Source organism: Pseudomonas sp. NIBRBAC000502773 (assembly GCF_006517195.1).
In the GTDB taxonomy this organism is placed as follows: Bacteria; Pseudomonadota; Gammaproteobacteria; order Pseudomonadales; family Pseudomonadaceae; genus Aquipseudomonas; species Aquipseudomonas marginalis.
The window spans coordinates 892665-914106 of sequence record NZ_CP041189.1; the positions used below are offsets into that span (position 1 = coordinate 892665).

Sequence of the window (21442 nt, forward strand, 5' to 3'; positions counted from 1 at the left end):
TTACTGCGCAGGCGTCGGCAGCGGCGGAATCGCTTCTGTCGGCGGCGGCAGGTCCGGCATGGTGGCAGCGGGTGCGGGTTCGGCCTGCGGCGCAATCGGTGCAGCCTCAGGCGCGGGCACAACCGGCTCCGAGGCAGCCGGTGCGGCAGGCTCTTCCTTCGGCGCCTCGACTTTCTCTGCAGCCGGTGCGGCCTTCGGCTCCGGCACACCCAGATCGGCCTTGGGCTGCTCGGGGATATGCTCGGCCTTCTTTACTTCCTGTGGCAGGAACACATCCACCAACGCAAAGTAACGGTCGTAGAACTTCGGCGCGGACACCGTCTCACTGGCCACCTTCACCATCGAATCATCGGTGGAGCCGATCGGCATCGACACCGACCCCAGCACGCCCACACCCAGGCTCGCGGAGTTGTTGACCTTCTTCAGCGCATAGCGATCCTGCAGGGCATTGGCAAACATCGTCGAGTGGTTCTTGCCTTTGCCATCATCGGCGCACACCACGTTGAAGCTGATCTGCAGGTGCGTTTCGCCGGTCTGCTGGAAGCTCTTGTTACCCACGACCAGTTTCGGATCGCTGCTGGTGATGATGTAGCCCTGGCTCAGCAAGGCGCGCCGCGCGGCCTCGCACGCCGCTACATCGGTAACCGGGTAATCCCGGGAAAATGTACCGGAGTCGTCGAAGTTCTCATGTTCATAAATAGCGGTCTTGGGTGACGAGCAGCCCGCGGCGCCCGCCAGCACCAGCGCCAGCCCGAGGCTACGCAAGTGGAATGATGTCGACATTGATAATCCTGAGGAAAACGGTCTGGGCGGTATTGTGCAACAGAACGAGGCCTTGGCGCGCGCATTCCTGTCGGTAAAACGTCACAGGGCTACGCACCCGGGCCTGCCGGGAAAAGCCCGGCACACATATGGTCAATAAATACGCGGAGCTTGGCCGATGTATGGCGACCGGGCCACAACATCCAGAAACTGCCCCGATGCTCCAGGTATTCATCCAGCACCCGTTGCAAGCGCCCTTCGTCCACGGCCTGGTTGACCATGTAGTCCGGCAGGCAGGCAATGCCCAACCCCTCGAGCACCACATGCTTGAGGGACTCGATGGTGGTGCTGACCAACGGCGTACGCAACAGCGGTTCCGCAGCCCCCGGGGCAAGGCGCAACGGCCAGGGCTCAAGCTTGCCCGTGGCGCAGAACTTGTGGCGCAGGCAGGCGTGGCCATTGAGGTCCTGCGGTTGCTGCGGCGTGCCGTGTTGGGCGAAGTAGCCCGGTGTGGCGACGAGTACCAACTGGTAGTGGCCCAGATGACGCGCCATCAAACGCGAATCTTCCGGCTTGCCGGTGCGAATCACCGCATCGAAACCTTCCTCGATCACGTCAACCATGCGGTCGGAGAAATCCACATCCAACTCGATCTCCGGGTAGGCGCGCATAAAGTCACTGAGCACCGGCATCAACAAGCCGCGCACCTGCGGCACACTGATGCGCAACTTGCCCCGTGGTGTTGCAGCGGCGTCTGTCAGTTCCTGCTCGGCCGCTTCCACCTCAGCGAGAATCCGCCGCGAGCGCTCAAGGAAAAGCGCACCTTCACTGGTCAAGGTGATACTGCGCGTGCTGCGGTGAAACAGCCGCACGCCCAGGCGCTCTTCCATCCGCGCAATGCTTTTGCCCACGGCCGACGACGACACCCCCAGCACGCGGCCGGCGGCGGTGAAGCTGAGCGTCTGCGCCACCTGCACAAATACCGACAGGCTGCCCAAGCTGTCCATGATCTGCCTCCAGCAATTACGGACACCGGCGTCCGATAAGTTCGGAACCTTAGCCTGTTTTTCCGCCAATCACAGCCCCCTACTCTGCCTGCTTGCCCTTTTACCTGGATAAAACGTCATGAGCAGCAGCCCTTCACTCACCGCATCAGGCCAGCGGGATTCTTTACCCCTGGGCGGTTTACTGGCCCTGGCCAGCGCCGGCTTTATCACCATCCTCACTGAAGCCATGCCCGCCGGGCTTCTGCCGCAGATGGGCGAGGGCCTGGGCGTGTCGCCCGCCCTGGTCGGCCAATTGGTCACCCTCTACGCCCTGGGCTCGTTGCTGGCCGCCATTCCCCTGACGCTGCTGACCCGCGGCTGGCGCAGGCGGCCCTTGCTGCTGCTGGCCATTGGCGGCTTTGCCCTGGTCAACAGCGTAACCGCGCTGTCCAGCCATTACGGGCTGACCCTGGTGGCGCGCTTTTTTGCCGGGGTCTTCGCCGGGTTGCTGTGGGCGTTGCTGGCGGGGTACGCGAGCCGAATGGTGGCGCCACACCTGCAAGGTCGCGCCATTGCCGTGGCGATGCTGGGTGCACCGCTGGCGCTGTCGCTGGGTGTACCCGCGGGAACCTTCCTCGGCACCGCGGTTGGCTGGCGCTTGAGCTTTGCGATCATGACCGGGCTGACCCTGATACTGCTCGCCTGGGCACGCTGGCAACTGCCGGACTTTGCCGGCGAACGGGCGGATAAACGCCTGGGGCTGCGCCAGGTGCTGAACTTGCCGGGCATTCGTCCGGTGCTATGGGTGACGTTTACCTACGTGCTGGCCCACAACATTCTGTACACCTATATCGCCCCGTTGCTGGTGCCCGCCGGGATTGAGGTGGACGTTGACCGAGTGCTGCTGGTGTTCGGCCTCTCGGCGGTGCTGAGCATCTGGCTGGCAGGTGTATTGATTGACCGGTGGCTGCGCGCCTTGCTGCTGATCAGCTGTGCGCTGTTTGGCCTGATCGCCCTGGCGCTGGCGTTGTGGATCAATGTGCCGGCAGTCATCTATATCGCCGTGGCGTTATGGGGCCTGGCGTTCGGCGGTTTGCCGGCATTGCTGCAAACCGCACTGGCCCAATCGGCGGGCGAGTCGGCGGATGCCGCACAATCCATGCTGGTGACCGTGTGGAACCTGGGGATAGCCGGCGGCGGCCTGGCGGGTGGTGTATTGCTTCAAGGTTGGGGCGTTGCGGCCTTTCCATGGGCGGTTGTGCTTCTGATGCTATTGGCGTGGGCCGGCGCATTGCAGACGGCCGCGCAGGCTTCAGTCATTTGCGCCACTCGCCGGAGCGACGCCGACCAGGGCTCAGTGCCCCATTGATGGTTATTGCCCGTGCCGACTAACCAAGTGATTACCTCGTCGAACACCTGCAGCACGGCAGGAACATCCGCCACACTGGCAAAAGTCATCCGGTAGCGCCTGGAAAAATGTCCCGTGGCTCATGTGAGGGCGGGATCACATCCATTCATATAACTACCCCCCCAACTCCGGAACCTCCTCACCTCAGTAGCCACCCAACTAGACCTCTGCTGAAAACACCCCCTTAGGCAACACGAGAAGTCTAGGCCATGAGAAGCATCGACACCCTACGCAATATTGCTCCACAAACTGCTGCTGCCACATTACGAGAGATGCGGCAGGAGGAAACAGGCTCTCGGCATGCCTCGGAGGCGAACGATCTGACGCCCCGCGCCCAAGCCGACAGAGACCTCGCCATCACTTACGCCACAGCACTGCGCAAATACGCAAACGAACTGCCCGTCGCGATCTCCAGCAGTGACTCTATCGACAATATTTCCACCGACTCGCTGTACGGCCAATGGCGCGCTCATCTGAATAAGCTATTGCAACTTCCGGCGTTAAAGGTGTGGGCGCTTGCCAATGGTATCGATCTGACAAAAAGTATCAGCATTGATCCATCGAAAAACGCCATAGGGCAGGTTAAGGCGGACGGAACAATCAAGAGCCTCTCGGCCTTTGAAGCGATGAAAACGGTTCCGGATGAGTGGCGTCTGTTGATGAATGCGGCCCAAGTACTGGCGAGCGACAGTGGAGCTATCAGCGCTGGGCACACGACAGTCGGAGTGCTTGAAATATCCCGGTTTTTTCGTGATCACGGGACATTAGCATCAACCAAAGCGGCGTTCGAACAGCGTGCCCTTGAACTGGACAACAATCAGGGCGCGCTCAATCTTGACCTTTCCGACCCACGAAGTGAGGATCAACTCAACACCCAGAAGCAAGCGTTGGAAACGTTCATCAAGCGCAAAGCTATCACTCTCGACGAAACTCAAAGCCCCGACTTATCCCCCCCTGCGATTAGCCCCCGTAGCGCCGGGGACGCCGCACTGGCCGTGCTCTTTCACCAGAAACTGTTAAGTTATCGCCATTATCCTGGCTTTCAACCACTTGAAAACATCCCGAAAGATTCATTACTCGGACAATGGCGAGCGCACTTCAGAAAGATCCTCGATAGCACGGACGTCAAAGAGTGGGCCTCCAAGGAGGGGATCGACCTCAAGCAGTTTCGGGTCCACGTCATACCATCCGGCGGCCTAGGTGCGATCTCGTACCCAAAAAATGGCGATACGGAGCAGATTACCTACCATAAAAATCCTCCACAGTGGTGGTCTTTGTTAATAAGCGCAGCTAAAGCACTGGGAGCCCATTATTATCAGATGGATGATGACTGGGAAAGCACAGCCCCCCTGCATGACGTAGCTAGGTTTTATCGTCACGACATCGAAAAATCGGGCGCCTTTGAAGCTTTGGATACTCACTTGAGTAGTACCAACGGCGCATTGACACTGAGCCCTACCGATCCACGTAGCGAGGAAACCCTGGCGACGGCCAAGACCACTCTTGGCAACGTAGCCAATCGACGAGAATTAATCAAAGCACTCGACTCCATTACCTCCCTTCTGAGCCCTGACGCTGGATCAACTCATTCTCTCGAATCGCAGTTGATCGGGCCGACGGCACAACGTATTCCTATCGATCCAGACAGCACGTATAGCCAATGGACGGCGAATGCTGGCGAGACCGCAAGTGTCGGAGATTTCATCAAAGCTCACGGGTGGCCCCTTCCAGTCGACAGAGAAGCCGTTGTCGCGTTGTCCGAGCGGTTAGGCTCCATCAAGATGGTTGACGGCACTGCGCAGGAAATCGGTGACAGCGAGTTGGCACAGCTTTACGCAAATGAGCTGGACGAATACGCAGCGAGTACCCCCCCTGCTGATCTTCGTAAACTCGTTATCAAAAACATTCCACGGCACTCGACGCTCGGGCAATGGAAGGCTCACCTTCACTCGCTGCTCAACAATGCCGAGCTTAAAAGCTGGGCAGGCCTCAACGGGGTGGACCTGTCGAAGCCATTCGAGATCACCGATGACGGCGGGCTGAAATGCTACGTCAACGGCAATTCTAAAGTGTTTAGCGGGCAAGACTTAGAGTCGTTGCCTCTGACCTGGCCGCTGATCCTCGCCGCCGCCGCCCAAGTACCGACTCCGGACGCCTTGCTGTCCGACAGCCCCGAAGACGCCACTCTCGAAGACATCGCGGCGTTTTACGATGAGCCATCTGTGTGGTCAAAGACCACCTTGGAGCAGCGGGTTGCGATACTTCGCAAGACCAATGCCTTCCCCGCTCAGCAAAACCTCTCTACGCGTGCAGCCTCCCCATCAAAGTCGCTAGCAACCATTGAAGTGGCACAGAGGCGCTTGGGTGCCATTCTGAATGAACACTCCCTGGCCACTCAGCTGAGTGCCATCGGCGATGCTCAGACTGAGCTGGCCAATGCACTGAAAACCACCAGGATCACACTTGCACCCGGTTCGTTCCTGGCATCAGAGGAGGATTTGGCTGAGAAATCCGTCACCCTGGAAGAATTCATCCGTATGAACGGTTGGCTTCAACCGAAAAATACTGAAGAACTGATCAATCTGATCGGTCATCTCAAGCGCCAACCGTTGACCTCTGCGCGGCATGGCAATTTAGGCGGTGCCCTGTCCTGGCCCATCCCTCTAGACGATAAGGCTCGCGCAAGTCTGGTAACCTCCCTGAGATTATCCAAGGATTACGACGCCTCGAAAGGATTGCTGGGCAGCCTGGGCTCAACTGTCAGCCTCTCCGCCTATGAGGGCGGTCCCGAGATAACACTGGACAATGTCCGACAGTGGCTCGGTAAAGTGCTCAACACACCTCGCGCCAAGGCGCTGGGAGTAACACTTCAAAATGAATATCAAGGCATCGCCTCCGCGTCGACTGCCAATGACTTGGTCCTGGCGGCGCTCAGTGCCGAGCTTGAGCATCAGGCCAGCCCGCTTAACCCCGCCTCCCCGGCGAGAACAACCATTGCGGGTTTTGACCTGACCAAGAGTCAGTACTGGCACACGCCTCCTTCTGTCGTGGTCAAGGACTTGACCGATCACTTGGTCAAAAACGCTAGAGTCCCTCGGAACATGGCCTGCGCAGCGGCGCTCTTGTTATTGTCACACAAGGCCCCGGCTCTACTGGTCAAAGATATTCCCGAAACCGTGACCATGGGCTCACATACCTGGGTCACCTTTACAACAGCCGTCGCCCGTGTCGAGGCACAAGCGCCGGGGGCCTCGGCGAAAATGACGTTTGCCCAAATCATGGCCTACGCAGACCTGGCCCCAATTACCCAGTCGGCACAAGGTATCGAGCAAGCTGCCAGAAAATCGGCATTGAAAGATTGGGGAATTGCCCAAGGACTTCTTAAGGTTAACGCTCGGGACGCGTATAGCGATGAGCAACTGAACACCGTTCTCGAAGCGTTTAACAACCAAATCACCGAATTGAAAGCCGCATCTACAGCCTTGCATGTCGACATGCCGAACCGAAAGGCAATGGCATTGGCCGAACTGAAAAGGGTCTTCGGTGAACAGATCCCTTTCGAAGAAAAATGCATCAATGTGGCCTCACCTCATCGGGACTATAAGGGGCCTTACTCGTTTCTGGATCTGTATATGGCGGACAACCTGGGGACGCCCGCCGGTATTCTCAAACCTACGGAACCTGTTGTAAACGGGACGCTTGGCACAGGGTCCGGCACGAGCAATCGATTGAAGCTGAACTACTGGGTATCTTCCAACAGCAAGGTCGACCTCCGCAGCCTGCTCGCCAGGCAAGGGGAACTTCCCGATATAACCAGTAAATTCGAGCAAGCCTTTTCTGCTTACAGGCCCAAGCTAAAACAACACTTGCCGACTGTCGTCAAACACCTGATTTCAAAAATGCCCCTGGAGGACCGCAAGCACTTGGAGTTAGGGAAGCTGGAGCTATTTAAAGTAATAGATGCCAAAAAAAAAGGGGCTCTTGGCATCTCATCCGCGCCGACCTATGCCTATACGCCAAACCCGGACCGTCTCATCATAAAAACCACGCTTGGGGGAAATCCCAAGACCTTTGAGTTTGACTTGAAAGAGGCCAGCGTTCGCCGTCGGAGTGATCTTGATAATGTCAAGGCCGGGATTGTCAGCGAGTCCCAGATCGACACTGAGTACATGCAACCCCTTACTCCCTCGAATACAAAGCAGCACCTGCTCCAGGAGCAAGCCGACACCGACACCACGCCCAAAAGTTACTTCAGCGACAGAACGACCCTTATTGCCGGTGCTGCGATCCAGGACGCTGCCATCGACAGACTGCAAGCCCAGGCAAAAGGTGTGACAACCTTCGAGACCGAATTCAACACCGATAAGTTCTTACATGAAGTAGTGATGAACCTCATTCCCCTCAGGTCAGCGATTGTCAATTTCCAACAAGGCAAGATTGGCGCAGGTCTCGTCGACTTGGGCTTAGATATCCTGGGCGTTGTGATGGCGTTTGCGACTGGAGGTGCTTCTGCCGGTCTAAAAGCCGCAGCTTCCGGCGCCTCGACAGCCGCTCGCGTGCTCCAGGGGGCAAGGGTCATCGGTCGACTGACACTCAGTGCCCTCAACCCGGCGAGCGGTATTGATGATCTGGGTCGACTGATTGTAAACGGTGGTCAAAGGCTGATCCATGCAGGAGGCCATTTGGCCTCGAAACTGGGGGGAGCCATCGGCGACCTGGCAGGTACCAGACGATTGCTTGGGTCAATGAATAGTTTTGATCTGGTGGCAGCCAGCAAGTGCTTCGATGCTGCCGCCACCGGTACGTTCAAGATCATGGACGAGGTCTTCGAAGGGACTGCAGTTTTCTTCAAGGGCAAATGGTACCCCTATAGCCTGACGAACAACGCTCCCTATGGAAAACCGCTGGCTTTTTTTAATCCAAATAGCATAGCGATGGGCGGCGAGATTAAAAACGTCAGGGTGTTGGATGAAGGACTTGTTTTATTTGAGGACATTCATGGCGGAGCCAAACGGCTCACTCTGGATGCTCATGGCGTCGTGAATCCAATGGATGGTTCCACCAGTATATTAGTGAACGGTGAGCACCTGGCGCCCAGAGAGTTCCTCGACCATTTAAAACGTACTAGGGTAAAGATTGAAGACTATGACGAAATTCGCCTGACTGTATGCAATTCTGCTAACGGCGGTGCCAATTCATTCGCTGCGCAGTTTGCAAAACTCACGAAAAAACCGGTGAAAGGCTATGAAGGAACAATGTATGTGCAGCCTAATGTGGAATCCATGCATCTGAATAACTTTCCCCACAGGGCTGCTCGCAGGGATTATCTGGATGACCGGTTTCTGGGCGTTAAACGACAAGTAGAAAACAAGTATGTTGAGATAGGCCAGTTGGATAACGGCGTCATGAAGTACTACCCGGACCCAAGCTACAAACCCGTGAAATTTTCTGCCCAAGGGGTTGCTCAACCCTCTACCCCAAAAACTCCGCGACCAATGACACAGGCTGAAATTGAACAACACAACAAACGGGTCGCGGATGCCCAACGTGCCCAAGATGATGCCACCCACAACAATGCCGATTTGAGTGATTACGAAGATTTTACCTAGGCCCTGTATGAAACCATCTGCAACTCATGGAAATCCAGTGAGCATAGGGACTTATTACAGTCCGCTCCATCAACGGCGCACTCTGCTCAGGCTTCCTCTGGAACCATAAAAAAGCCCCCGGTCTTTTCAGGCCGGGGGCTTCTTGTTCAAACCGTCATCAGTACTTCTTGATGTCGGCCTTGGTTTCCAACTGCTTGCGGTACGCGGCGAAGTCCTGCTGGCCGACACGGGAAGCGAGGAAGCGGCGGTACTGCGCCTTTTCTTCGTCCGTTGGGGCAGCCGCCTCGTTGACGCCGTTCAAGCGCACGATCACCAGGCTGCCATCAGCCAGTGTCACGGTGGTGAAGGTCGGCTTGTCCTTGGCCGCAGGCTTGGGCATGCGGAACAGGGCTTGCAGCACGGCCGGGTCAATCGCTTCCTGGCTACGGGTAGCCGCTTCAGTGACTTTCCAGGCCTGGCCGTCGACCGGCTGGTTCAGCGGGGTCTTGCCATCACGCAGGCTGGCGATCAGCTCGTCAGCGTGAGTCTTGGCAGCCGCGCTGGCGCGCTCCTTGGCCATCTGTGTGCGGATCGCCGCTGCAACGCTTTCCAGCGGCAATTGCGCCGGTTTGCGGTGCTCTTTGGCACGCAGCACGATGATGGTTTCCGGGTCCAGCTCGATGGCGCTGCTGTTGGCCCCCTCATCCAGCACTTCCGGGCTGAACGCAGCGGTGACCACGGCGCGGTTGGCCGCAACACCGTCACCGCCCTCACGGCCAAACGGCGCGGAGGTGTGTACGGTCAGTTTCAGGTCAGACGCCGGTTGAGCCAGATCGGAGGCTTCGAATGCCGCATCTTCCAATTGCTTGGTTGCTTCGACAAAACGCTGCTCGACCTGCTGGGTCTTGAGCTCGCGGGTCAGCTTGTCTTTCAGGCTGGCGAACGTCGGCACTTGCGGTGCTTCAACGCCCAACAGCTTGATCAAGTGCCAACCGAAGGTACTGCGCACCGGTGCAGATACCTGGTCCTTGTTCAAGGCGTACAAGGCGGTTTCGAAGTCCGGGTCGTAGACGCCAGGGCCGGCAAAGCCGAGGTCACCGCCATTGTTGGCCGAACCTGGATCCTGGGAGAACTCCTTGGCCAGGGCCTCGAACTTCTCACCCTTGGCCAGGCGCGCCTGGATTTCTTCGATCTTGGCCTTGGCTTGCGCGTCGGTGACCTTGTCGTTGACTTCAATCAGGATGTGCGCTGCACGACGCTGTTCAGCGAGGTTAGCGGTTTCTTTCTGATAGGCAGCCTGCAGTTCATCGTCCTTGACGCTGACCTGGTCGAAGAAGGAAGACTTCTTCAGTTCCAGATAGTCGATGACCACCTGGTCCGGGGTCATGAACTCCTTGGCGTGCTGGTCGTAGTAGGCCTTGACCTCGTCGTCGGTGAGTTTCACCGCCGCAGGGTTGGCCTTGATATTGACGGTGGCGAAATCGCGGGTCTGCTTTTCCAGACGGGCAAATGCCAGCACTTCGGCGTCGGTCACGAAACCGCTGCCGGCGATGCCTGCGCGAACCTGGCCGATCAACATTTCCTGGGTCAGCATCTGACGGAACTGCAGACGGCTGTAGCCCAACTGACGGATCACCTGGTCAAAGCGTTCGGCGTTGAACTTGCCGTCCACCTGGAATTCCGGCGTCTGCAGGATCACCTGGTCCAGCGCAGCCTCAGAGAAGCCAAACTTGGAGTCCGCGGCGCCTTGCAGCAGCAGTTTGCGATCGATCAGGCCCTTGAGGGCTGCTTCGCGCAGCAATTTTTCGTCCAGCAGTGAAGCATCGAAATCCTTACCCAGCTGTTGCATCAGCTGGCGACGTTGCATATCGACGGCCTGGCTCAGTTCAGTCTGGGTGATTTCTTCACCGTTGACCTTGGCCACGTCCTGCTTGGTGTTGGTCGAAGCCTGGAAAATGGCCTCGATACCGGTGAACGCCATCAATGCGACGATGATCCCGATAATGGTCTTGGCAATCCAGCCTTGTGAATTGTCCCTGATATTTTGCAGCATGCGTCCCCCAGAAACGGTTGAACTTCAAAAATTGGCAACCGTGGAGCGTGGGTAGAGTCCGGATAGAAGAAAGGCGCATCCGAGGATGCGCCTTCTCGTAACTGGCGGAGCGGACGGGGGGTTGAATCTACACCCCGGCTTGGCGACCCGATGGATACTTGGGTCAGCTGTCGCTCCGCTGCCAGGCCAGACCTGCGTCCGACCCGGGTAGCAAAGGCTTGATCGAAGCTTAGTTAACCGCTTCTTTCAGGGCTTTACCGGCTTTGAAACCTGGTTTCTTGGCAGCAGCGATTTGCAGTGCTTTGCCAGTCTGTGGGTTACGGCCAGTGCGAGCTGGGCGGTCAGTCACAGAGAAAGTACCGAAGCCTACCAGTACCACGGAGTCGCCGGCCTTCAGAGCGCCAGTGACGGATTCGATTACTGCATCCAGCGCACGGCCGGCAGCAGCTTTCGGGATATCAGCGGATGCAGCGATAGCATCAATCAGTTCCGACTTGTTCACTCTAAGTCCCCTTATATATCTATTGAGTATGATTCTAAGTTTTTTGGTAAACAGCAAAAACCAGTGCTGAATGGCCTACAGACACTTAAGAGCCGCTTTATAACAAGGGCTCTAAAAAGCTGTCAAGGAAGCCCCCAGGCTTATTCACATTAATGCGTGCTAATTCTTTCCTTGGAATCAGACTCTCGCTTTTCGTCCTTTGCGACTATCTCCGGAGCCACATCCGGCAAGGGCTCCGGCGCGTATTGCAGCGCAATTTGCAGGACCTCGTCAATCCATTTAACCGGTTTAATCTGAAGATCCTGCTTGATATTGTCAGGAATTTCCTTCAAGTCGCGAACATTCTCTTCAGGAATGATCACGGTCTTGATGCCACCGCGGTGTGCCGCCAGCAATTTCTCTTTAAGGCCGCCAATGGCCAATACCTGGCCACGCAGGGTGATTTCCCCGGTCATCGCGACATCGGCGCGCACCGGTATGCCGGTCAATGCCGAAACCAGCGCCGTGCACATGCCTACGCCAGCGCTGGGGCCATCCTTCGGTGTAGCCCCTTCCGGCATGTGGATGTGGGTGTCGTGCTTCTCGTGGAAGTCCAGGGGGATCCCCAGGCTCCTGGCGCGGCTGCGCACCACGGTCTGCGCGGCGGTAATGGATTCGACCATCACGTCACCGAGGGAGCCGGTCTTGATCAACTGGCCCTTGCCGGGGATCACCGCAGCTTCGATGGTCAGCAACTCGCCGCCCACCTGGGTCCACGCCAGGCCAGTGACCTGCCCTACCTGATCCTGCTGTTCTGCCAGGCCGTAACGGAATTTACGCACCCCCAGGAAGTGCTCAAGAGCGTCGGCCGTGACCTTCACCGAGAAGCGTTTTTCCAGCGCGTGCTCCTTGACCGCCTTGCGGCAAATCTTCGCGATCTGGCGCTCAAGTCCCCGTACACCGGCCTCGCGGGTGTAGTAGCGCACGATGTCGCGGATCGACTCGACGTCGAATTCGATCTCGCCCTTCTTCAGGCCATTGGCCGAGATCTGCTTGGGCGCGAGGTATTTGACGGCGATGTTGATCTTCTCGTCTTCGGTGTAACCCGGCAGACGAATCACCTCCATCCGGTCCAGCAATGCCGGCGGAATATTCATGGAGTTGGAGGTGCACAGGAACATTACGTCGGACAGGTCGTAGTCGACCTCAAGGTAATGGTCATTGAAATTGTGGTTCTGCTCAGGGTCGAGCACTTCCAGCAAGGCCGATGCCGGATCGCCACGCATGTCGCTGCCCATTTTGTCGATTTCATCGAGCAGGAACAGCGGGTTGCGCACACCCACCTTTGTCATTTTTTGAATCAATCTTCCTGGCATCGAACCGATGTAAGTCCGACGATGACCACGAATTTCCGCCTCATCACGCACGCCACCGAGGGCCATGCGCACGAATTTACGGTTGGTGGCATTGGCGATGGACTCGGCCAGGGAGGTTTTACCTACCCCAGGCGGGCCAACCAGGCACAACACCGGGCCACGAATCTTCTTCACGCGTTTTTGCACGGCGAGGTATTCGAGGATGCGTTCTTTGACTTCTTCAAGGCCATAATGGTCGGCATCGAGAATGTCTTCAGCGCGCGCCAGATCCAGGCGTACCTTGGTCTGAGCCTTCCACGGCACCTGCACCAGCCAGTCGATGTACGAGCGCACCACGGTGGCTTCAGCCGACATCGGCGACATCTGCTTGAGCTTGTTCAACTCGGCGGTGGCTTTGGTCAGGGCGTCTTTCGGCAGGCCGGCAGCATCGATGCGCTTTTTCAGCTCTTCGATTTCGTTGTGGCCTTCCTCGCTGTCGCCGAGTTCCTTCTGAATGGCCTTCATCTGCTCATTCAGGTAGTACTCGCGCTGGCTGCGCTCCATTTGTTTTTTGACCCGACCACGAATGCGCTTCTCGACCTGGAGCAGATCGATTTCAGCGTCCAGCAATGCCAGCACGTGTTCGACACGGGCCGACAGGTCGATGATTTCGAGGATGTCCTGCTTCTGCTCGATCTTCAGCGCCATGTGCGCGGCCATGGTGTCGACCAGGCGGCTTGGCTCATCGATGCTATTGAGGGAAGACAACACTTCAGCCGGGACTTTCTTGCCCAACTGCACGTACTGCTCAAACTGCGAGAGCAGGCTGCGCACAAACACTTCGGACTCGCGCTCAGGGGCCTCGACTTCGTCGATCAGCACCACTTCAGCGCGCAGGTGGCCGTCCACCTCCATGAAACGCTCTACCGCACCGCGCTGCTCGCCTTCCACGAGCACCTTGACGGTGCCATCGGGCAGCTTGAGCAGTTGCAGGACAGTGGCAATGGTGCCGACGCGATACAAGGCATCTTCGCCCGGATCATCATCGGCAGGATTTTTCTGGGCCAACAGCAGGATCTGCTTGTCGCCCGTCATCGCGGCCTCGAGGGCTTCGATAGACTTCTCGCGCCCCACGAACAGCGGGATAACCATGTGCGGATAGACGACGACATCACGCAACGGCAGGAGAGGCAATTCGATGGTTGTCTTCATGATTTCGCCTCTATGACAGTTGAAAAATAAGCTTGAAACCAAGATGGGGGCTGCGTGTAAAAAAAACAAGCTCAATGCTGGCAGTTACACGCAGTAAAAATCCTTATGAAAAACAAAGGAGCCCCTAGAGGCCCCTTCGTTTGTACCAAAACTGCGAAACGCTTACGCGTCTGGCGCAGCCTTGGCAGTCGGCTCACTGTTTTCGTAGATATACAGTGGCTTGGACTTACCTTCTATAACGCTTTCGTCGATCACCACTTTACTCACCTCGGACTGCGAGGGGATTTCGTACATGGTGTCGAGCAATACACCTTCGAGGATCGAACGCAGGCCACGTGCACCGGTCTTGCGCTCCAGTGCCCGCTTGGCCACCGATTTGAGCGCGTCAGTACGGAACTCGAGGTCCACACCTTCCATCTCGAACAGCTTGGCGTATTGCTTGGTCAGGGCGTTTTTCGGTTCGGTGAGGATCTGAATCAGAGCCGCCTCATCCAACTCGTCCAACGTGGCCAGGACCGGCAAACGGCCAACGAATTCCGGGATCAGACCGAACTTGACCAGATCGTCAGGCTCGACTTCACGCAGGGACTCGCCCACCTTCTTGCCTTCTTCCTTGCTGCGCACTTCTGCACTGAAACCGATGCCGCCACGGGTAGACCGTTGCTGAATAACCTTCTCCAGGCCGGAGAATGCACCGCCACAGATAAACAGGATGTTGCGCGTATCAACCTGAAGGAATTCCTGCTGCGGGTGCTTGCGGCCGCCTTGTGGCGGTACGGAAGCGACCGTGCCTTCGATCAGTTTCAACAGGGCCTGCTGCACGCCTTCACCGGAAACGTCCCGGGTGATCGACGGGTTGTCGGACTTGCGCGAGATCTTGTCGATTTCGTCGATGTAGACAATACCCATCTGGGCCTTCTCTACGTCGTAGTCGCACTTCTGCAGCAATTTCTGAATGATGTTCTCGACATCTTCGCCCACGTAGCCAGCCTCGGTGAGGGTGGTGGCGTCGGCGATGGTGAACGGAACGTTCAGCAAGCGAGCGAGGGTCTCTGCAAGCAGGGTCTTACCCGAGCCTGTAGGACCGATCAGCAAGATGTTGCTCTTGCCGAGTTCGACTTCGTCGCCTTTCTTGTCACGCTGGTTCAAGCGCTTGTAGTGGTTGTATACCGCTACGGCCAGAACCTTCTTTGCACGCTCTTGACCAATCACATACTGATCAAGGATGCCGCTGATTTCTTTAGGCGAAGGCAATTTATGCGCGCTGCTTTCGGCCTGGGCTTCCTGCACCTCCTCACGGATGATGTCATTGCACAGGTCGACGCACTCGTCGCAGATAAAGACCGAGGGGCCGGCAATCAATTTGCGCACTTCATGCTGGCTTTTGCCACAGAAGGAGCAATAGAGCAGCTTGCCGTTGTCCTCGCCGTTGCGGGTGTCAGTCATTCGTTCGATCCAAATCCGATAGGCTTGCAACACAAGATGAAGGCTTATGCGGGCTTTTTCAAGCCCGCAGGTGATCGGGAAACCCAACCAGCCCTATTTTGAGCGGCTTATATTAAGCGGGGCGCTTTTCGATCACTGCGTCGATCAACCCATATTCACGTGCGGCTTCGGCGCTCATGAAGTTGTCACGGTTGGTGTCGCGCTCGATTTCTTCCAGGGTGTGCCCGCTGTGCTTGGCCATCAGCGTGTTGAGACGTTCGCGGATGAAGAGGATTTCCTTGGCGTGAATTTCGATGTCCGACGCCTGGCCCTGGAAACCGCCCAGTGGCTGGTGAATCATCACACGCGAGTTCGGCAGGCAGTAACGCTTGCCCTCGGCACCTGCGGTCAGCAGGAACGCGCCCATGCTGCAGGCTTGGCCAATGCAGGTAGTGGATACGTTCGGCTTGATGAACTGCATGGTGTCGTAGATCGACATGCCCGCAGTCACCGAACCGCCCGGTGAGTTGATGTAGAGATGGATGTCCTTGTCCGGGTTTTCCGCTTCAAGGAACAGCAGCTGCGCACAGATCAGGTTGGCCATGTAGTCCTCTACCGGGCCCACCAGAAAGATCACTCGCTCCTTGAGCAGGCGCGAGTAGATGTCGTAGGCGCGTTCGCCACGAGCGGACTGCTCGACAACCATCGGGACCAGGCCGCCTGCGGCCTGGATATCAGAGTTCTGCTGAATATAGGAATTACGGAACATGCTCTGCAGTTACTCCCAAATAGTCATGTCTTGAAAACGCATAAGCCAGCGCGAGGCTGGCTTATGGTTGAATTTCCAACGAGTTGGACAATCAGTCGGCTTGTGCTGCTTCCGCCGGCTTGACTGCTTCTTCGTAAGAGACCGCTTTATCGGTCACCTTAGCCTTCTGCAGAACAGTATCCACAACTTGTTCTTCCAGCACAACCGAACGTACTTCGTTCAGCTGCTGGTCGTTCTTGTAGTACCAAGCCACGACCTGCTCAGGCTCCTGGTAGGCCGAAGCCATTTCCTGGATCATTTCGCGGACGCGATCTTCGTCAGGCTTGAGGTCGAACTGCTTGACCACTTCAGCCACGATCAGGCCCAGCACCACACGGCGCTTGGCTTGCTCTTCGAACAGCTCGGCCGGCAGTTGGTCTGGCTTGATGTTGCCGCCGAACTGCTGGACAGCCTGTACGCGCAGGCGATCCACTTCGTTGGACAGCAGGGCCTTAGGCACTTCGATCGGGTTGGAGGCCAGCAGACCGTCCATGACCTGGTTCTTGACCTTGGACTTGATAGCCTGGCGCAGCTCGCGCTCCATGTTCTTGCGAACTTCGGTGCGGAAGCCTTCGATACCGGTTTCCTTGATGCCGAATTGATTGAAGAATTCTTCGTTCAGTTCTGGCAGCTTAGGCTCGGAAACGCTGTTGACGGTCACGGTGAACTCGGCAGCTTTGCCAGCCAGGTCCAGGTTCTGGTAGTCAGCAGGGAATTCCAGGTTCAGGACACGCTCTTCGCCGGCCTTGGCGCCAACCAGGCCGTCTTCGAAACCAGGAATCATGCGGTTGGAACCCAGCACCAGCTGAGTGCCCTTGGCGGAGCCGCCAGCGAATGCTTCGCCATCAACCTTGCCAACGAAATCGATGTTCAGCTGGTCTTCGTTCTGGGCAGCACGGTCGACCACTTCGAAACGGGTGTTCTGCTTGCGCAGGATTTCCAGCATGTTGTCCAGGTCCGAATCAGCCACTTCGGCGCTCAGGCGCTCGATAGCGATACCGTCGAAACCGGCCACTTCGAACTCAGGGAACACTTCGAATACGGCAACGTATTCCAGGTCCTTGCCCGCTTCCAGGGACTTGGGCTCGATCGAAGGCGAACCAGCCGGGTTCAGCTTTTGCTCAACCACTGCTTCGTAGAAAGAAGCCTGGATCACGTCACCGACGGCTTCATTGCGTGCATCAGCACCAAAACGGCGCTTGATTTCGCTCATTGGCACTTTGCCTGGACGGAAACCAGCGATCTTGGCCTTTTGGGCAGTCTGCTGCAGACGCTTGTTGACCGCAGTCTCGATGCGCTCAGCCGGCACGGTGATGCTCATGCGGCGCTCGAGAGCAGTAGTATTTTCAACAGAAACTTGCATGGATATTCCTCGTTGCACAGACGTTAGCCGGCCATTTCCGACCCCAATCAAGGGCATGCATTCTAGTGGGTCAAACTCAAGAAGTCACCCTACTGGAAATACGCCCGTAAACAGCCGGCAATTTATCGGTACGAAGGCACTGTCGCGCCCCGCCCCGGTGACAAATAAAGCCAATCACGCCAGGGCTCTGCGCCGCCCCTCTATATATAGAAGGGATCGTCGCCCACCTCCCCGACGGCCTACCTCGCAATGAAGGCAGATCACAATGCAGTATCATCGAGACACATAAATACGATGAAACGCATCGCCATCGCGACCCACAACCCGCAGCCACGAAAAACCGAACCGCAAAAACCAAAAAAGGCGCCAGACTGTTAAATCTGGCGCCTTTCGAATATGGGGTGGACGAAGGGGATCGAACCCTCGACAACGGGAGTCACAATCCCGTGCTCTACCAACTGAGCTACGCCCACCATATTGCGTTAACAAAGAAACCAAACTACTTCTTTGTCGAACCCCACCCTGAATGCAAACTGAGTAAGGCCTTATTTGGTGCGGATGAAGAGACTCGAACTCTTACGCCTCGCGGCGCTGGAACCTAAATCCAGTGTGTCTACCAATTCCACCACATCCGCGCTTGAAGCTCTTAAAGCAAAGGCGCCAGACGGTTAATCTGGCGCCTTTCAAAATATGGGGTGGACGAAGGGGATCGAACCCTCGACAACGGGAGTCACAATCCCGTGCTCTACCAACTGAGCTACGCCCACCATATAGCGCTACTTGTGCCAAAGCTGCCTAATGGCGCACCCGGCAGGACTCGAACCTGCGACCATCCGCTTAGAAGGCGGATGCTCTATCCAGCTGAGCTACGGGCGCCTTATTAATCTGTACTCTTGGAGGATTACAAACTAAGTGCTTCCAGCCTTGCAGAACAACGATTCTGCTCGACCTTCTTAACCAGTGCTAGGCTGTGCCCGACAAGTGCGACGAATAGTATAGAGGGCCTGGAAACCCGTCAAATCTTTTTTGAAAAAAATTCATTTTATTTAAGGGGTTAGGCCAATTTGCGGACCAAGCGCCTTTGCCCTCACGCCGTGGCGTGCGAGAATGCGCGCACTTTTCCTCCCCCTCTCGATGGTTAATCACGCGTAATGACTGCACAACTTATCGACGGCAAATCAATCGCCGCCAGCCTGCGCCAGCAGATCGCCAAACGAGTCACCGAGCGCAGCCAGCAAGGCTTGCGCACGCCTGGCCTCGCGGTGATCCTGGTCGGCAGCGATCCTGCCTCTCAGGTTTATGTCTCGCACAAGCGTAAAGACTGTGAAGAGGTCGGCTTTCTTTCCAAGGCCTACGACCTGCCTGCCGACACCACCCAGCAGGCCCTGACCGACCTGATCGACAGCCTCAACGACGACCCGGCGATGGACGGCATCCTCCTGCAATTGCCATTGCCCGCGCACCTGGATGCGTCCAAGTTGCTCGAGCGCATCCGCCCTGACAAAGACGTCGACGGTTTCCATCCTTATAACGTCGGCCGCCTGGCCCAGCGTATCCCGCTGCTGCGCCCATGCACGCCCAAAGGCATCATGACCCTGCTGGAAAGCACCGGTGTCGACCTGTACGGCCTCGATGCCGTCGTCGTCGGCGCGTCCAACATCGTGGGCCGCCCCATGGCCATGGAGTTGCTGCTGGCCGGTTGCACCGTCACCGTGACCCACCGCTTCACCAAGGACCTGGCCGGCCACGTTGGCCGCGCCGACCTGGTCGTCGTGGCCGCTGGCAAGCCGGGCCTGGTCAAGGGCGAATGGATCAAGGAAGGCGCCATCGTCATCGACGTGGGCATCAACCGCCAGGAAGACGGCAAGCTGGTCGGCGACGTGGTGTATGAAACCGCCCTGCCCCGCGCCGGCTGGATCACCCCGGTGCCGGGTGGCGTTGGCCCGATGACCCGTGCCTGCCTGCTGGAAAATACCCTGTACGCCGCAGAAACCCTGCACGGTTAATAACCAGTCGTACTGAAAAAGCCCTGCCTTATCGCAGGGCTTTTTATTGCCCGGAAGAAAACCTGTTTTTTCTTAGTTTTTAAGCACTTTCGTCCGGTTTTAGAAGAACATTCGACAGTCTCTCGTCCATACTCCTAAAATGTAACGCCATTTGTCACAAAACCCGTTTCCCAACGGTATTTCTTACTTTTTAGCGAGTTCATCCGCGTGAAAATTCGTCTTTCCATTGTCAGCCTGTTTTTTGCGTTCACCGGCACCTTTGCGCACGCTGCCGACTCCGCCCTGGCGCCGCGGGATCCCTCCAAACTGCAGATCGCTTCCGGCAGCGCCATGCTGGTGGACCTGCAGACCAACAAGGTCATCTACGCCAGCAATCCCGACGTGGTGGTGCCTATCGCTTCGGTGAGCAAGCTGATGACGGGCCTGATCGTGCTTGAAGCCAAGCAGAACATGGACGAGTACATCGACATCAACATCACCGACACGCCGGAGATGAAAGGCGTGTTCTCCCGCGTGAAGATCGGCAGCCAGATGCCGCGCAAGGAGATGTTGCTGATTGCCCTGATGTCCTCGGAAAACCGCGCCGCCGCGAGCCTGGCGCACCACTATCCGGGCGGCTACGCGGCCTTTATTGCCGCGATGAACGCCAAGGCCAAGGCCCTGGGCATGACCAGCACCCATTATGTCGAGCCCACCGGCCTGTCGATCCACAACGTGTCCACCGCCCGCGACTTGAGCAAGCTGCTGGCCTATGCGCAAAAATTTCCGATGCTGAGCCAGTTGAGCACCACCAAGGAAAAGACCGTAGCGTTCCGCAAGCCCAACTACACCCTGGGTTTCTCCAACACCGACCACCTGATCAACCGCGCCAACTGGGATATCAAGCTGACCAAGACCGGTTTCACCAACCAGGCCGGTCATTGCCTGGTGCTGGTCACCCGCATGGGTAATCGTCCGGTGTCGCTGGTGATCCTGGATGCTTTCGGCAAATTCACCCACTTTGCCGATGCCAGCCGTATCCGTAGCTGGGTCGAGACCGGCAAGGGAGGCTCGGTGCCGGACGTCGCGCTGCGCTACAAGGCTGACAAGAACCTGAAGAACCGCGCGAATGCCGCCGAAGTCCGCCGTTAAGGAACACCGAGAACGCAGTTAGGAGGGGCTAGCCCCTCCCATTTTATTTGTGTTCCGCCAACACCTTGAGCGCCTGCGCCGCCGCCCGCTCCTGCCCGGCCTGGGCCGTTGCGTTCGCCGAATCCCGCCAGCGCTGCGAATCCACATTGGCCGGCAATTGGCTCGGGCGCTGGGTGACGATTGCCCAGTGCCCGGCACTGCTCCACTTCGACTCAAAGTCGCTGAAGCTCATCAGCAGGCGTCGGTCCATGCCTGAACGCAACAGCACCGTGCTTTTCTGCTGGTTGAAACCCACCACCACCACGTAGCGCGCGTCAGACAACAGGCCGCCGCCAATCCGCGCCATCACCGGATAACCCGCCGCCACCTGCGCCAGTACCGCGGTCAGCTTGGCATCCAGCGGGTACACCATCAGCCCGTACTCACGGGCCAGCACCTGCATATTGCGCTCCAGGTCTGCTTCACCGCCCGGCAAATGCAACGGCTTATCCAACAAGCCCGGTGTCATCACAATGCCTTGTTGCGACAGCATGCTGGCTAACGCTGTAGGACCACTCTGATAAGCCTCGCTGCGAAATGTCGGCACACCATTGAGTTCGACACGTTCCGGCAGGCCCGGAAGTTTCGACGGCTGCCCGGAACAGGCCGCAAGCCCCAGGGCACAGGCCAGCAACAAGGATGTTTTAAGGTTCGACCGTAACCGCAATTTTTTTACTCTCTTGATCAACTGCCGGTGAGGGCCCTGATCATAGGACGCTCTGCCACGCGGGTATAGCCCATAGGCTCAGTAAAGCGTCGCGGTTAGAGCAAACGAGTTGGACGAACACGACCATTGGTCAATAGCAGGCAACCGCCGGGTAGCTA

General features: G+C 57.3%; 13 protein-coding genes and 4 tRNA genes. 4 read left to right on the forward strand and 13 right to left on the reverse strand.

The window, feature by feature from the left end:
* Both NIBR502773_RS04005 and NIBR502773_RS04010 read right to left on the reverse strand, forming a co-directional pair.
* The gene (locus NIBR502773_RS04005) at nt 1-783 is read right to left on the reverse strand and encodes a DUF2242 domain-containing protein (protein ID WP_141155424.1); all 783 of its coding nucleotides are present in this window, start codon (nt 781-783) and stop codon (nt 1-3) included.
* Nucleotides 784-872: 89 nt separating this feature from the next.
* Entirely contained in the window at nt 873-1769 is an 897-nt protein-coding gene (locus NIBR502773_RS04010) for a LysR family transcriptional regulator (RefSeq protein WP_141155425.1), read from the reverse strand.
* A gap of 118 nt (nt 1770-1887) precedes the next feature.
* Here NIBR502773_RS04010 and NIBR502773_RS04015 point away from each other — a divergent pair, with 118 nt between their 5' ends.
* Both NIBR502773_RS04015 and NIBR502773_RS30605 read left to right on the forward strand, forming a co-directional pair.
* Nucleotides 1888-3117, forward strand: coding sequence for an MFS transporter (locus tag NIBR502773_RS04015; protein WP_141155426.1), 1230 nt, complete (start codon nt 1888-1890; stop codon nt 3115-3117).
* A 248-nt stretch (nt 3118-3365) separates the two neighbouring features.
* Nucleotides 3366-8765 (forward strand): hypothetical protein, encoded by a 5400-nt coding sequence (locus NIBR502773_RS30605; RefSeq protein ID WP_168208995.1) that lies wholly within the window; start codon nt 3366-3368, stop codon nt 8763-8765.
* 157 nt (nt 8766-8922) lie between these two features.
* Here NIBR502773_RS30605 and NIBR502773_RS04030 read toward each other — a convergent pair whose 3' ends face one another.
* The 10 genes from NIBR502773_RS04030 to NIBR502773_RS04075 all read right to left on the reverse strand — a co-directional run bounded on the left by NIBR502773_RS04030 (nt 8923) and on the right by NIBR502773_RS04075 (nt 18317).
* Nucleotides 8923-10797: a SurA N-terminal domain-containing protein gene (locus tag NIBR502773_RS04030; protein ID WP_092488865.1), complete on the reverse strand. Its 1875-nt coding sequence runs from the start codon at nt 10795-10797 to the stop codon at nt 8923-8925.
* Between the two features lie 229 nt (nt 10798-11026).
* Nucleotides 11027-11299, reverse strand: coding sequence for an HU family DNA-binding protein (locus NIBR502773_RS04035; protein ID WP_003174819.1), 273 nt, complete (start codon nt 11297-11299; stop codon nt 11027-11029).
* A 149-nt stretch (nt 11300-11448) separates the two neighbouring features.
* On the reverse strand, nt 11449-13845 hold the full coding sequence (gene lon, locus NIBR502773_RS04040) for an endopeptidase La (protein WP_065940151.1): 2397 nt from the start codon (nt 13843-13845) through the stop codon (nt 11449-11451).
* 162 nt (nt 13846-14007) lie between these two features.
* Entirely contained in the window at nt 14008-15291 is a 1284-nt protein-coding gene (gene clpX / locus NIBR502773_RS04045; protein WP_003238279.1) for an ATP-dependent Clp protease ATP-binding subunit ClpX, read from the reverse strand.
* Between the two features lie 112 nt (nt 15292-15403).
* Complete coding sequence (gene clpP, locus NIBR502773_RS04050) at nt 15404-16039, reverse strand: ATP-dependent Clp endopeptidase proteolytic subunit ClpP (RefSeq protein WP_003174822.1); 636 nt, start codon at nt 16037-16039, stop codon at nt 15404-15406.
* Between the two features lie 91 nt (nt 16040-16130).
* Nucleotides 16131-17441, reverse strand: a complete 1311-nt coding sequence (gene tig / locus NIBR502773_RS04055; protein WP_027606242.1) for a trigger factor — start codon at nt 17439-17441, stop codon at nt 16131-16133.
* Nucleotides 17442-17838: 397 nt separating this feature from the next.
* Nucleotides 17839-17914 (reverse strand) — tRNA-His (locus tag NIBR502773_RS04060).
* 77 nt (nt 17915-17991) lie between these two features.
* Nucleotides 17992-18076 (reverse strand) — tRNA-Leu (locus tag NIBR502773_RS04065).
* Between the two features lie 56 nt (nt 18077-18132).
* A tRNA-His gene (locus NIBR502773_RS04070) sits at nt 18133-18208 on the reverse strand.
* Nucleotides 18209-18240: 32 nt separating this feature from the next.
* Nucleotides 18241-18317, reverse strand: a tRNA-Arg gene (locus NIBR502773_RS04075).
* A 275-nt stretch (nt 18318-18592) separates the two neighbouring features.
* On the opposite strand from NIBR502773_RS04075, the gene folD reads away from it, so the two are divergent.
* Nucleotides 18593-19447, forward strand: a complete 855-nt coding sequence (folD, locus tag NIBR502773_RS04080; protein WP_027606241.1) for a bifunctional methylenetetrahydrofolate dehydrogenase/methenyltetrahydrofolate cyclohydrolase FolD — start codon at nt 18593-18595, stop codon at nt 19445-19447.
* A gap of 207 nt (nt 19448-19654) precedes the next feature.
* Nucleotides 19655-20578: a D-alanyl-D-alanine endopeptidase gene (gene pbpG, locus NIBR502773_RS04085; protein WP_092354602.1), complete on the forward strand. Its 924-nt coding sequence runs from the start codon at nt 19655-19657 to the stop codon at nt 20576-20578.
* 43 nt (nt 20579-20621) lie between these two features.
* On the opposite strand, the gene NIBR502773_RS04090 is transcribed toward pbpG, so the two are convergent.
* Nucleotides 20622-21284: a peptidase C39 family protein gene (locus tag NIBR502773_RS04090; protein ID WP_141155427.1), complete on the reverse strand. Its 663-nt coding sequence runs from the start codon at nt 21282-21284 to the stop codon at nt 20622-20624.
* Nucleotides 21285-21442 lie beyond the last annotated feature (158 nt).

Bases quoted from the DNA above. Each gene is read 5' to 3' on its own strand.
- NIBR502773_RS04015 (WP_141155426.1), top strand. From the start codon at position 1,888: ATGAGCAGCAGCCCTTCACTCACCGCATCAGGCCAGCGGGATTCTTTA.
- tig (WP_027606242.1), bottom strand. From the start codon at position 17,441: ATGCAAGTTTCTGTTGAAAATACTACTGCTCTCGAGCGCCGCATGAGC.
- folD (WP_027606241.1), top strand. From the start codon at position 18,593: ATGACTGCACAACTTATCGACGGCAAATCAATCGCCGCCAGCCTGCGC.
- NIBR502773_RS04010 (WP_141155425.1), bottom strand. From the start codon at position 1,769: ATGGACAGCTTGGGCAGCCTGTCGGTATTTGTGCAGGTGGCGCAGACG.
- lon (WP_065940151.1), bottom strand. From the start codon at position 13,845: ATGAAGACAACCATCGAATTGCCTCTCCTGCCGTTGCGTGATGTCGTC.
- clpX (WP_003238279.1), bottom strand. From the start codon at position 15,291: ATGACTGACACCCGCAACGGCGAGGACAACGGCAAGCTGCTCTATTGC.
- clpP (WP_003174822.1), bottom strand. From the start codon at position 16,039: ATGTTCCGTAATTCCTATATTCAGCAGAACTCTGATATCCAGGCCGCA.
- NIBR502773_RS04030 (WP_092488865.1), bottom strand. From the start codon at position 10,797: ATGCTGCAAAATATCAGGGACAATTCACAAGGCTGGATTGCCAAGACC.
- NIBR502773_RS04005 (WP_141155424.1), bottom strand. From the start codon at position 783: ATGTCGACATCATTCCACTTGCGTAGCCTCGGGCTGGCGCTGGTGCTG.
- NIBR502773_RS30605 (WP_168208995.1), top strand. From the start codon at position 3,366: ATGAGAAGCATCGACACCCTACGCAATATTGCTCCACAAACTGCTGCT.